This window comes from Micromonospora sp. NPDC049497 (genome assembly GCF_044465805.1).
GTDB lineage: Bacteria > Actinomycetota > Actinomycetes > Mycobacteriales > Micromonosporaceae > Micromonospora.
Map to the genome: position 1 here is coordinate 94,430 of NZ_JBITMC010000014.1, position 12,444 is coordinate 106,873.

Consider the following 12,444-nt stretch of genomic DNA (forward strand, 5'->3'; position numbering starts at 1 on the left):
GGGACCTTCTCAGTCTGGCGCAGTCCATGACTGAACCGATTTTGGGTACGCGCGCAGGAGCCACTACTGGCCCTCCCCCGTGTGAGATGGCGTTTGGAAGGCGAACGCTACGGCGCATGTTAAATTGACGTCAATCAAAACTTTGGGTCACGGCAAGGAAGGAGGGACAGCGTCACTGACCTGCGTTTCCTCGTCGAACCCCGATCGCGTGAACACTTTGAGCAACGGCTCTCCCACGCCTATTCGCCACCTAGGACACCGGCCACGCATCTTCCAGGCGGACACCCATGCCAAGCACCTTTTTTCGCCAGCAAGCGGGCACCCGTACGCATTCACGTGCGTGAGTGTCGGGTTTCGGACAGCGGGATCTTGCCGGACGGTCTAGTCGGATCCACGTCAGCGGCGGGCCGCCGCCAGGGCCTCGCGCATCGCGCCGACCGGGGCGGTCACCCCGGTGAAGTGGACGAACTGCCCGAGGGCCTGGGCGAGGAGCAGGTCGAGGCCGGAGACGACCGTGCAGCCGGCCGCCTCGGCGGAGGCGGCCAGCGGCGTCGGCCACGGATCGTAGACGGCGTCGAAGTAGACCGTGCCCGGCCGCCAGTCGACCTCGCCGGCCAGGGGGTCGGCGACACCCTTCGGGACGGTCGACACCACCACGTCGGCCCGCATCCGCCCCGCCGCATCCGACCAGTCGGCGCCGGTCAGCGTGATCCCCAGCGCCTCCGCCACGGCCGCCAGCTCGTCGGCCGCCGTCGCCCGACGGGCGACGGCGACGACGGAGGAGCAGCCGAGCCGGGCCGCCGCCGCGACCGCCGCCCGAGCGGTACCGCCGGCACCGAGCACGGTCACCGTCGCACCGGGGCGTACGCTCGCGCCGGTCAGCACGTCGACCATGCCCGCGACGTCGGTGTTGTCCGCGTACCAGGAGCCGTCCGGCCGGCGTACCAGCGTGTTGGCCGCGCCGACGGCCGCGGCGACCGGCGAGGCCTCCGCGGCCACCCCGAGCGCCGCCTCCTTGCACGGCATGGTCACCGACAGCCCGGCCCACTCCGGGCCCAGGCCCGCGACGAGGTCCGGCAGCTCCGAGGCCGCGCACTCGATCCGGGCGTACGACCAGCCGACGAGCCCCGCCGCCGCGTAACCGGCGTTGTGGATCACCGGGGAGAGGGAGTGCGCGATCGGCTTCCCGAGCACCGCCGCCCTGTGCGCCGCCATCAGATGATCCCGGCCTCCCGGGCCTTGGCCTCGTTGCGCTGGTGCTGCTCGTAGGTGTCGGCGAAGGCGGAGTTACCCTCCCGGTCCACCGCCACGAAGAAGAGCCAGTTGCCCTTCGGCGGAGCCATCGCGCCGGCCAACGCGTCCTTGCCCGGGTTGTTGATCGGCGTGGGAACCAGGCCCTGCAGCTTCCGGTTGTACGGGTTCTTCGGGTTGTCCAGGTCTGACTGGGTCATCTGGGCGGACGTCTTGGTCTTCTGACCGGTCAGCTCCAGGTAGTAGTTGACCGTGACGTCCATCTCCAGACAGCCGCAGTCGAAGTTGCCCTTGTACACCCGGTTGTAGGCGACCCGGGCGACCTTGCCGAGGTCCTTCTTGGTGCCGGCCTCGGCCTGGGCGAGCGACGCCACGATCAGCGCCTCGTACGGGCTGACGCCCCCCAGGTCCTTCTGCACCTTGTCGGCGAACTGCAGCTCGCTGGTGACGGTGAGGAAGTTCTCCACCATCTGCTTGAGGACCGTCTCGGCGGTCGCCTTCGGCGGGATCTCGTACGTGTCCGGGTAGAGGAAGCCCTCGATCGACGGCTTGACCGTCTTGCCGTCCTCCCGCTTGAACCACCAGTCCGGCACGCCCAGCTCGAGCGGGTCCTTGGCCGCGGCCTCGAAGTCCTTGACCGGGATCTTGGTCTTCTCGCTGAGCACCTTGTAGATGTTCTTCGCGGTGCGCCCCTCGGGGATGGTCACCCCGTTGACGATCTTGTTCTTCGGGTCCAGCATCGCGGTGATGGCGTTCGCGGCGCTCATCTGCTTACGCAGCTTGTAGGTGCCGGGCTGGATGTTCTTGCTGCGCGAGTTCTCGTCGGCCGCCTCGATGAACGCCTTGGTGCTCTTCACCACACCCGAGTCGTAGAGCGTGACGGCCATGTCGGCGAGCAGCGCGCCGGCCTTGATCTCGACCTGCACCTCCTCGGTGCCGGTGCCGTCGTAGTCCGGGGTGACGAAGTAGCTCTGCACCCGGTCGAAGCCGTAGAAGGCTCCGCCCCCGATGCCGCCCAGCAGGACGAAGGCGAGAAGGAGAGCCAGGACGGTCTTGCCCCGCCCGCCGCCGGAGCCGCCGTTGCGCTTACGCACGTAACCGCGCCGGTGCCGGCCCTTCTCACCCCGATCCTGCTCGTCAAACCCCAGGTCGAGATCGTCGATCATCGTGTCCGCCTCCGCTGCGCGTCCAGCCAGCTCTGCAGAATCTCCACCGCGGCGGCCTGGTCGACCACCGCCCGTTGTCGTCGTCCTCGAACGCCGCGCTCGGCAAGCCTACGAGAAGCCACGACGGTGGACATCCTCTCGTCGGTGAGCGTTACCGGAACGGGCGCTATTACATCGGCCAGTTGGTCAGCGTACGCCTTCACGTGGAGGGCGGCCGGGCCGTGCTTGCCGGCGAGGTTGACCGGAAGGCCGACGACGACCTCGACCGCCTCGTGCTCCGCCACGAGGGCCGCGAGCTGGGTGAAGTCACTCGGCACCGTGTCCGGCGCCGCCGTCAGGTCCCGGGCCAGGGTGACCAGCGGGGTGGCGAGCACCCCGTGCGGATCGGACCGGGACACCCCGACCCGCACCTGGCCGACGTCGACGCCGAGGCGGACGCCACGAGGCAACTCAGTCACCCAGCGTCACTCCCCCCTGATGACGAACCAGGGCGGACCGTGCGGTCCGCCCTGGTCGCGTCGAGTCGTCCATCACGCCTCGGCGATCGCCTTCTCGACCGTCAGCAGGAGCGTGGGCGCTTCCGCCGCGGGCAGGCCACCGCCCTGGGCGAGGTCTGCACTGCCGCCGCCGCGCCCGGAGAAGGCGGCCTTCACCAGGTCCGACGCGGCCAGACCGCGCGCACGGGCCGCCTGGTTGACGGCCACCACCAGCGACGCCTTGCCGTTGGCCCGCGCCGCCACCGCGACCACCGCCGGCCGCGCCGGGTCGATCCGGCCACGGATCTCCTGGGCGAGGGTCCGCACGTCGTTGCCGGCCGCGCCCTCCGGTGCCTCGGTGCCGACGTACGCGACCCCGCGTACGTCCTTGGCCTGCGCCGCGAGGGCCGCCGCGCCGCCGAGGACGAGCTGCGCGCGCAGCTTCTCCAGTTCCTTCTCCGCGTCCCGCAGCTGCGTCACGGTCTGCTCGACCCGGTCGGCGACCTGCTCGCTGGGCACCCGGTACAGCTCGGCGAGCCGGGAGACCAGCAGGTGCTCGCGGGCCAGGAAGTTGAACGCGTCCATGCCGACCAGCGCCTCGACCCGGCGGACGCCGGAGCCGATCGACGCCTCGGAGAGGATCTTGACGAGGCCGAGCTGACCGGAGCGGGCCACATGGGTGCCGCCGCACAGCTCCCGGGCGTAGTCGCCGACCTCGACGACCCGCACCTCCTCGCCGTACTTCTCCCCGAAGAGCGCCATCGCGCCGATCCGCCGCGCCTCCTCCAGCGACGTGATGAAGGCGTGCACCTCCAGGTCCGCGAGGAGCACCTCGTTGACCTGCTGCTCCACGTCGCGCAGCACGCTCGGCGACACCCCGGTCGGGGTGTTGAAGTCGAACCGCAGCCGGCCGGGCGCGTTCAGCGAACCGGCCTGGGTGGCGGACTCGCCGAGGAAGTTGCGCATCGTCTGGTGCACCAGGTGGGTCGCGGTGTGCGACCGGGAGATCGCCCGCCGGCGACTGGTGTCGATCTCGGCGTACCCGGTCTCACCGGCACGCACCTCGCCCCGGACCACCCGGGCCCGGTGCACGATCAGCCCGGGAACCGGCTGCTGCACGTCGAGGACCTCGACCTGGCCGCCGCCCACCGTGATCATGCCCTGGTCGGGCTGCTGCCCACCGCCCTCGGCGTAGAACGGGGTGGCGTCGAGCACCAGCTCGATCGTGTCGCCCTCGACCGCCGCCTGCCGGGGGCCGTCGACGCCGAGCACCGCCCGGACGGTCGACTCCCGGGACACCTCGCCGTAGCCGGTGAAGGTGACCGGGCCGCCGGCGTCCAGCACCGACCGGTACGCCGACAGGTCGGTGTGCCCGGTCTTGCGCGCCTGCGCGTCGGCCTTCGCCCGCGACCGCTGGTCGGCCATCAGCCGCCGGAAGCCCTCGGCGTCGACCGTCAGGCCCTGCTCGGCCGCGATCTCCAGGGTCAGGTCGATCGGGAAGCCGTACGTGTCGTGCAGCTGGAACGCCTTCTCCCCGGACAGCGCCTTACCCCCGGCGGTCCGGGTCTCGGTGATCGCGGTGTCCAGGATCGTGGTGCCCGCACGCAGGGTGGAGAGGAACGCCTCCTCCTCCGCGTACGCGTAGTCGGCGATCCGGTCGAAGTCGGTGGCCAGCTCCGGGTACGACGGGGCCATGCAGTCCCGGGCCACCGGCAGCAGCTCGGGCAGCGCCCGCTCCTGCCAGCCGAGCAGCCGGACGGCACGGATCGCCCGGCGCATGATCCGGCGCAGCACGTAGCCCCGACCCTCGTTGCTCGGGGTCACGCCGTCGCCGATGAGCATCAGGGCGGTGCGGACGTGGTCGGCGACCACCCGCAGGCGGACGTCGTCCGGGTGCGACTCGCTGGCCACGTGGCCGGACTGGGCGCCGTAACGCTTGCCGGTCAGCTCCGCCGCCCGGTCCAGGATCGGCCGGACCTCGTCGATCTCGTACAGGTTGTCGACACCCTGCAGGATCGACGCCATGCGCTCCAGGCCCATGCCGGTGTCGATGTTCTTCGCCGGCAGGTCCCCCAGGATCGGGTAGTCCTGCTTCCCGGTGCCCGGACCGCGTTCGAACTGCATGAAGACGAGGTTCCAGAACTCCATGTAGCGGTCCTCGTCGACCGCCGGGCCGCCCTCGCTGCCGTACTCCGGGCCCCGGTCGTAGAACAGCTCGGAGCAGGGACCGCACGGGCCGGGGATGCCCATCGACCAGAAGTTGTCGGCCTTGCCCCGGCGGACGATCCGCTCGGCCGGCACGCCGACCGAGCGCCAGATCTCGAACGCCTCGTCGTCGTCCAGGTAGACGGTGGGCCAGACCCGCTCCGGGTCCAGGCCGAAACCACCTTGCTCCTGGGACCTGGTCACCAGATCCCAGGCGAGCGGGATCGCCCCGTCCTTGAAGTAGTCACCGAAGGAGAAGTTGCCGTTCATCTGGAAGAACGTGCCGTGCCGGCTGGTCTTGCCGACCTCGTCGATGTCCGGGGTGCGGATGCACTTCTGCACACTGACGGCCCGGCGGTACGGCGGCGTCTGCTGCCCCAGGAAGTAGGGGACGAACTGCACCATGCCGGCGTTGACGAACAGCAGGTTCGGGTCGCTGATGGCGGGCAGCGGAGCGGACGGCACCACGGCGTGGCCGTTCGCCTCGAAGTGCGCGAGGTACCGCCGCTTGATCTCCGCCGTCTTCATCGCTGGTGTTCCTCCGGAAAGATTTCTCGGTCGCCGATGCGCGGGTCCTCCCGCAACTCGGCGAACTGGTCGTCGAACGCCTCGCCCCGGGCGAACGCGGCGTGGATCTCCTGCTCGCGTTCGGCCATCCCGATCCGGACGTCCTCCACGAAGCTACGCAGCTCCTCCACCAGCCCGCCAGCGGATTGCGACAGGGTGCTGGCGATGCCGGCCGGGGTGTACGACTGGGCGGTGCGGGTCGCCTTGCGGACCACCACCACGCCGACCGCCAGGCCGATGCCCAGCCAGAACAGACGTCTCATGCTCGTGCCTCCTGTTCCGGCGGGTCAGCGGTTGACGCGCCGGGCGGCGCGCCGCTGCTGCTTGATCACGTCGCGCACCTCGCGCTCGGTCTCCGCGTGCCGGCGGGTGGCGGCGGCACGGCGGACGCCGTAGCCGAACGCCGCCACCTTCACCAGCGGGTTCGCGGCAGCGGCGGACACGACGGTGGCCAGGTTCGCGATATTGGCGGTCACGTTCTGCGCGTGGCTGGTCATGGTGTCGACCTTGGCCAGCTGGAGATTCACACCGTCCAGCGACGTCTGCACCTGCTCCAGTGCGACGTTGACGTTCTTCACCGTGGTGTTGACGTCGCCGAGCAGCGGGGCGCTGCGGTCGTTGAGGTCGTTGATCATCCGGGTGGCGGCGTCCACGGTGTGCCGCAGCCGCAGGATGGGCAGCGTCAGGATCAACACCAGCATCGCGAACGCGATCGCCGCGATCAGGGCCGCGACCTCTCCAAACTCCACGCCTGTCCTCCTCAAACAGAGTTACGCGGCAACCGGTCTCGCCGGTTCACGCGATCGTCTCGTCCACTGGCACCGCTCGGCGACCCGTGCCGGGTCAGCGGGAGCAGGCGGGCCTGCCAGCCCCAGACCCTACCGTCCGTGAGGGAAACCGGCTCAGGACGGTGAGGGTGTCAGCTCGCCGAGCGGATCCTCGCTGAGCGTCGGGAAAGGATCCTCGCCGGTGAGTGACGGGTCGGTGCTCGGTTGGGGCCGGGTCCGCTCGTCGTCGATCGCGTTGCGTACCTTCACCGACACCAACGAGCCAGCGCACTCCTGCGCTGCGGCCGACGGGGCGGGCGCCGGTACGGCAGCCGGTTCGCCCTCGACCGGCGGCGGAACGCAGGTCGGCTCGCGTACCCAGAGGTCGAGGGTCAGCTCGTCCCGCCGCCAGCAGGTGTAGCTGCCCTTCTCCTCCTTCTCGGGGCACCGGGCCACCTGCCACCGCTGCCAGCCGTCCCGGGACAGCGCCGCCTCGTACGCCTGGGCAGTCTCCTCCGGCGGGCGCTCCGAGGTGACCGTGCGCTCGCGCAGCCGACAGTCCAGCAGGCACCAGCGGCTGCCGCTGACGTCGTCGACCGTCCGGACCGTCGCCCAGCTCGGCACGTCCAGCTCGTCGAGGGAGTCGAAGACGGGGTCGCGGCTGAGCGTACGCAGACCGAAGAAGAGCGGGATCGCGCCCAGCAGCACCACGCTGACCAGGACGAGCACGCCCAGCCGCAGCCGCTTCTTCTCCCGCATCTGCCGGCGCAGCTCCGACCGGGCGCCGCCCAGCCCACCACCCTCGGCGGGCGCGTCGTCGTCGACACCGCCCGGGCCGGCGGCCCGTCGCACCGCGGGTGCGTCCCCGCCATCCGGAGCGGGCCGGACCGGGCCGGTGGGGTGTGGCACGACGGCGGCACGCGCCACCGCCGGCTCGGCGGGACGGGCCGGAGGTGGCGGGACCGGGGAGACGCCGGACGGCTCGGGACGGCCGGGCTCGCGGTGCGGTGGTGCGGCGCGTCCCGTCGACCGGTCGTCCGGACGCGGGCCCGGCGCGGGTACGCGGGCCACTCCCGGTTGGCCGGGCGGCACCGGGTGGAGACTGGCGCCGGAGGTCGGCTCGGGCCGACCGGTCTGGTCCACGGGTGGCCGGGCGGGGCCGGGGCGCGGGCCGCGGGGGCGCGGTTCGACCGGCCGCGCGGTTCCGGCGGGCGGTCCGGCCGGCGCGCCGTCGGGACGGGGAGCTCCGGGGGCTGCGCCGTCGGGACGGGAACCTCCGGGGGGCGCCGCGGCGGCACGGATCGGGCCGGTGCCGGGGCGCGCGGCACCCCGCGCCGCCCCCTCGGGCGGGCCGTCGGGTCGGGCCCGGCCGGCCGGCCGCGGGTCGGGAGCCGGGCCACCGGCGCCCACCGGCCGGGCCGCACCGCGCGGGCCCCCGGGTCCGGGCGGGGGCCCGTCGGTGGGCCGGGGTGGTTCGGCGCCGGGACGGGGACGGTCGGCGGGCACCCGGCCGCCGCCGGGGCCCGCACCCGGGCGCGGCGGGCGTACGCCCGGATCGGCCGGGGCGGCGCCCGTCCGGCGCGCGGCGGCGGGAGCGTCGGGGTGACCCGGGGACCGCTCGGCCGCCGACGGCGGGCCACTTGTCGGGGTGGACGCCGCCGGTCGGGTCACCGTGGGCAGCTTGGGATCGGTGTGGGTGCTCCGGCCGGCCTGGCGCAGCCAGTCGGCGGGCCGTTCCGGCCGGTCACGCCGGGCCGCGCCCGCAGCGCCGGGGGGCGCCGGGTGGCGCTGCGGACCGGAGTCCGCGCCGTCGGTGGACGCACGTCGACCCCGGCCGGTGCCGTCCCCGTCGTCGGGAAGGGCCCGCCGGCCGCGCGCCGGAGCGTCCGCCTCGCCGGGCTCGGGGCGGGCGCGACGGCCACGCCCGCCGGTGTCGGTGTCGTCGGGAAGGGCACGCCGTCCGCGCGTGCCCGGGTCCGTGTGGTCGGGGGCGGCCCGCCGGCCGCGCGCGGGCGCATCGTCGTCCGGGGCCGCACGGCGGCCCCGGCCCGGCCCGCCGCCGCCGGTGCGGGGCTCCGCGCCGGGCGCACCGGGGAGCGGGGGCGGATTGCCGCTGCGGGGTACCACTGGCGGTTCGGTCTCCGGCACCCGACGCCGACCGGAGCCGTTCACCGGCTCCACACCGGACCCGGCCGGCGCACCGCCGCCGCCTGGTGCGGGCGGCGTGTTGCCGCTACGCGGCGCAACCGGCGCGTTGCCGCCGCGCGGCGCGGGCGGCTCGCCGGCGGGTGCCGCGCGACGCCGGCCGGAGGCGGTGTCCGAGTGGGCGCCGGGGCCGGCAGAACCGTCGAGGGTACGGCCACGGCCGGTCGTGTCGTCGACGCTGCCGGGCGGACCGGGACGGTTGCCGGAGGCACGCCGACCGGGCGCCGCGCCGTGCGGCGACGGCACGTCGGCGGGTACGCCAGGGTTGGCCGGGCCGCGCCGGGCCCGACCCGACGGGTCTTGGTGGGCGGGACCCGGTCCGGCCGGGACACCGGCGGACGGCTGCGCTCCCGGTGGCGGCGGCTGCGCTCCCGGTCGGGGCACGCGGACCCGTCCCGCGGCACCGGTCAGGTCACCCGATCGGCTCAGATCGGGGTTCTCCCGATCGGCCGGGCGCACGTCCCGGCGCCCCGGGGGCGACGCGGGCGGCGGGCCAGCCGGTCCGCCGCGCGGCGGACCGGCGGGTGCGCCCGGTACGGGACCGGGGGGCGGACCCCCCGCAGGACCGGGCTGCGGCCGGGCGGCCGGCGGCAGGTGCGGGGTCGGCGGACCCGAAACGGGTCGTGTTCGGCGGTCGGGGCCGTCCGGGCCGGGCTGCGACCAGCCGCCGGGCGGGCGGGCGTCGACGCGGCCGATCGGGCCGGACGGCTCCGGGGCACCGGGCCAGGGCCCGTCGACCGGGCGCGCGCGCGGCGGCTCCGCCTCGCCCCGTCGTACGGGTGGTGTCGCGGCGGGACCGGGGCCCCGCCGGCCGGGCGCGTCCGGCCCGGGCCGCTCGGCCGCGGGCCGTCCGCCGGGCGCCGGTGCGCCGCCGGGCCCCAGTTCGCTCCGGTCCTGCTTGGCCGTCCGCAGGTCGTCGATCCAGCCGAACTCCTCGCCGCTGACCGCCTCCTCCGGCTCGGGCTCGGCCTTGCCCCGCCCCCACCGGCGGCCCTTGGGGCGGGAGTCACCCCGCTCGTCGGGACCGTCCCCGGGTCGATCCCCACCACGTGGTCTCACTGCTGACCCTCCCCGGCGGCGTCCATGCCGCTCTCGCGCACCCCGTTGTCGCCCGTACCCCCCGGGCGGTCGCCCTCGTCGGCGCTCCCGTTCCCGGCCGCCGGCCCCGAGGGGCGCGGAGCCGGGGCGGGGAGCCCTCGCACGATGCGGCGCAGCAGCGGCAGCCGAGTGGCGACCGAGCGTTCGGCCCCGTGCTGGCTGGGCCGGTAGTAGTCGGTGCCGACGAGATCGTCGGGCACGTACTGCTGGGTCACCACGCCCCGCTGGTCGTCGTGCGGATAGCGGTAGCCGGTGCCGTGGCCGAGCCCCTTGGCGCCGGCGTAGTGCGCGTCGCGCAGCCCGCGCGGCACGGACCCGCCCCGGCCGGCCCGGACGTCGGCGATGGCCGCGCCGATGGCCGTGGTGGCCGAGTTGGACTTGGGCGCGGTGGCCAGGTGGATGACCGCCTGGGCGAGGTTGAGCTGGGCCTCGGGCAGCCCGACGTACTCCACGGCGTGGGCGGCGGCGGTGGCCACGCCGAGCGCGGCCGGATCGGCCATGCCGACGTCCTCGCTGGCGAAGATGACCAGGCGCCGGGCGATGAACCGGGCGTCCTCTCCGGCCACCAGCATCCGGGCCAGCCAGTGCAGGGCCGCGTCCACGTCCGATCCGCGCATGCTCTTGATGAACGCGCTGGTCACGTCGTAGTGGGCGTCGCCGTCGCGGTCGTACCGGACCGCCGCCGTGTCGACCGCCTGCTCGGCGGTGGCGAGGTCGATCCGGCCGGCGCCGAGTGCGGTGGCCGAGGCCGAGGCCGCCTCCAGCGCGGTGAGCGCCTTGCGGACGTCGCCGGCCGCGAGGCGGACGAGGTGGTCCTCCGCCGCCGGGTCGAGGGTGAGGACGCCGGCCAGGCCGCGCCGGTCGGCGACCGCGCGCCGCAGCAGGCCGCGGACCGCCTCGTCGTCCAGCGGCTGGAGGGTGAGCAGCACGCACCGCGACAGCAGCGGCGAGATGACCGAGAAGTACGGGTTCTCGGTGGTCGCCGCGAGCAGCGTGACCGTACGGTCCTCGACGGCGGCGAGCAGCGAGTCCTGCTGGGTCTTGCTGAACCGGTGGACCTCGTCGATGAAGAGCACGGTCTGCGGGCCGCCCGAACGGCGCTGGCGGCGGGCGGTCTCGATCACCGCGCGGACGTCCTTGACCCCGGCGGAGAGCGCCGACATGGCGACGAACCGGCGGTCGGTGGCGCGGGCCACCAGGTGCGCGATCGTGGTCTTGCCGCTGCCCGGCGGCCCCCAGAGGATGACCGACATCGGCGCGGCGCCGGAGACGAGTTGCCGCAGGGGTGCGCCCGGCGCGAGGAGATGATCCTGACCGACCAGCTCGTCGAGGCTCGCCGGACGCATCCGGACCGGAAGCGGGGAATCCTCGCTGATCGGGTTGAAGCCGTCCACACCGGCGGAGCCCGTGGGCGCGGCGGGCGCACCGGCGGGTTCACCGAGGGTGAAGAGGGCGTCGGACTCCATCACGGGAACAGTACCGGGCCCGGCCGGTGGCGCCGGAACCAGCGCCGCCGACCGGGCCGTCGGTGATCGGATCCGGTCAGCCCCGGCCCGGGCGCCGACCGCGGTACCAGCGACCGCCACCGCCGCCGCGCGGGCCGTTGCCGACGCCGGCGAGGTAGAGGGAGAGCAGCAGCAGGCCGATCATCAGGAGGGTCTGGAAGTTGAACAGGTCCGGCGCGCCGAAGTTGGTGTTGAGCAGATCGATGAGCAGGGCGAAACCGAATACGATCGCCGCGAGAATGGCGAGCATGTCGTTCCTCCGGTCGGGGGGTCCCAGTAGGTCGGCCGGGATGTACCCAATCGGTCCGCGCGCCAATCTCCACCGTGGATCGGGTGCCACCGGTCCGGCGTCCCACACCGCCGGGTCCTAGGCTGGCGGCATGATCATCGCGGCTGAGGCCCTGGAGGGGCGGGACGCCATCCTGGCGGCGACCGGTCACCACCCGTACGTGCGGTTCGACCTCTCGCGCGGCGGCCAACCGCGCGGCTGGCGCCGGGGCGACGCGGTCGGCTGGCTGCTGTCGGAGGGGCACGGCCCGGCGGGTGGCGCGGTCGGCGCGCCGGAGCCGGCGGTCGAGGTCGTCGCTAACCTCGTCGCCGAGGGCGAGCTCGGCCCGGGCCAGTGGCTGCACCTGCCCCAACTGGACCCGGCGTCGTTGGCCGGCCGGCTCTCGGTGGCCCAGCACCACGAGTGGGACTTCCTCTGGACCACCGCTCCCCCGCCCCATCAGCCGGAGGAGGAGCGGGTGGTCCGCCTCACCGACGCGGACCACCCGGCGCTGACCGCGCTCATCGACTCCTCCTTCCCGAGCACCACGTCACGTCCCGGCGATCCGCGGATCGTCGACTGGTACGGCATCCGCGACGGCGACCGGCTCGTGGCCTGCGGCGCCGACCGCAGCCGGGGCGACATCGGCTTCCTCGCCGGGCTGACCGTCGCGCCGGACCGCCGGGGCCGTGGTCTGGGGGCCGCCCTGACCGCGGGCATGACGCGCGCCCTGTTCGCCCGGCACGACACGGTCGCGCTCGGCGTCTACACCGACAACGTGGACGCGATCCGCCTCTACCGCCGCCTCGGCTACACCGGCACTCTCGGCCGCACCTCCGTGCACCTGGCGTGACCGGCGGGCGGCCGTCCACCCCTCCCCAGCCGCAACTTCGGGGAAAGAGTGGCTACTAGGCACGGAACAGCGACTCTTTCCCC

10 protein-coding genes are annotated in these 12,444 nt (G+C 74.1%); 1 reads left to right on the plus strand and 9 read right to left on the minus strand.

Translation table 11 applies throughout. The features are described 5' to 3' along the window. Positions 1-396: 396 nt before the first annotated feature. From ACIBR0_RS19905 to ACIBR0_RS19945, 9 genes are all read right to left on the minus strand, one after another. Positions 397-1,215 (minus strand): shikimate dehydrogenase, encoded by an 819-nt coding sequence (locus ACIBR0_RS19905; RefSeq protein WP_396717567.1) that lies wholly within the window; start codon positions 1,213-1,215, stop codon positions 397-399. Beyond that, positions 1,215-2,417: an endolytic transglycosylase MltG gene (gene mltG, locus ACIBR0_RS19910; protein WP_396717569.1), complete on the minus strand. Its 1,203-nt coding sequence runs from the start codon at positions 2,415-2,417 to the stop codon at positions 1,215-1,217. Before mltG ends, ACIBR0_RS19905 begins: the two co-directional genes overlap by 1 nt. Beyond that, positions 2,414-2,875 (minus strand): Holliday junction resolvase RuvX, encoded by a 462-nt coding sequence (gene ruvX, locus ACIBR0_RS19915; protein ID WP_357041577.1) that lies wholly within the window; start codon positions 2,873-2,875, stop codon positions 2,414-2,416. Before ruvX ends, mltG begins: the two co-directional genes overlap by 4 nt. Positions 2,876-2,947: 72 nt before the next feature. Beyond that, the gene (alaS, locus tag ACIBR0_RS19920) at positions 2,948-5,626 is read right to left on the minus strand and encodes an alanine--tRNA ligase (RefSeq protein WP_396717571.1); all 2,679 of its coding nucleotides are present in this window, start codon (positions 5,624-5,626) and stop codon (positions 2,948-2,950) included. Next, on the minus strand, positions 5,623-5,928 hold the full coding sequence (locus tag ACIBR0_RS19925) for a hypothetical protein (RefSeq protein ID WP_396717574.1): 306 nt from the start codon (positions 5,926-5,928) through the stop codon (positions 5,623-5,625). Before ACIBR0_RS19925 ends, alaS begins: the two co-directional genes overlap by 4 nt. Positions 5,929-5,952: 24 nt before the next feature. Further along, entirely contained in the window at positions 5,953-6,414 is a 462-nt protein-coding gene (locus tag ACIBR0_RS19930) for a DUF948 domain-containing protein (protein ID WP_396717577.1), read from the minus strand. Between the two features lie 153 nt (positions 6,415-6,567). Continuing rightward, positions 6,568-7,191 carry a hypothetical protein gene (locus ACIBR0_RS19935; RefSeq protein WP_396717741.1) on the minus strand — a complete coding sequence of 208 codons (624 nt, stop codon included), beginning with the start codon at positions 7,189-7,191 and terminating at the stop codon, positions 6,568-6,570. A 2,501-nt stretch (positions 7,192-9,692) separates the two neighbouring features. After that, positions 9,693-11,201 carry a replication-associated recombination protein A gene (locus ACIBR0_RS19940; protein WP_396717579.1) on the minus strand — a complete coding sequence of 503 codons (1,509 nt, stop codon included), beginning with the start codon at positions 11,199-11,201 and terminating at the stop codon, positions 9,693-9,695. Positions 11,202-11,277: 76 nt separating this feature from the next. Continuing rightward, on the minus strand, positions 11,278-11,490 hold the full coding sequence (locus tag ACIBR0_RS19945) for a hypothetical protein (RefSeq protein ID WP_396717582.1): 213 nt from the start codon (positions 11,488-11,490) through the stop codon (positions 11,278-11,280). A 130-nt stretch (positions 11,491-11,620) separates the two neighbouring features. Between ACIBR0_RS19945 and ACIBR0_RS19950 the strand changes: the two genes are divergently transcribed. After that, positions 11,621-12,361: a GNAT family N-acetyltransferase gene (locus tag ACIBR0_RS19950; RefSeq protein WP_396717584.1), complete on the plus strand. Its 741-nt coding sequence runs from the start codon at positions 11,621-11,623 to the stop codon at positions 12,359-12,361. Positions 12,362-12,444 lie beyond the last annotated feature (83 nt).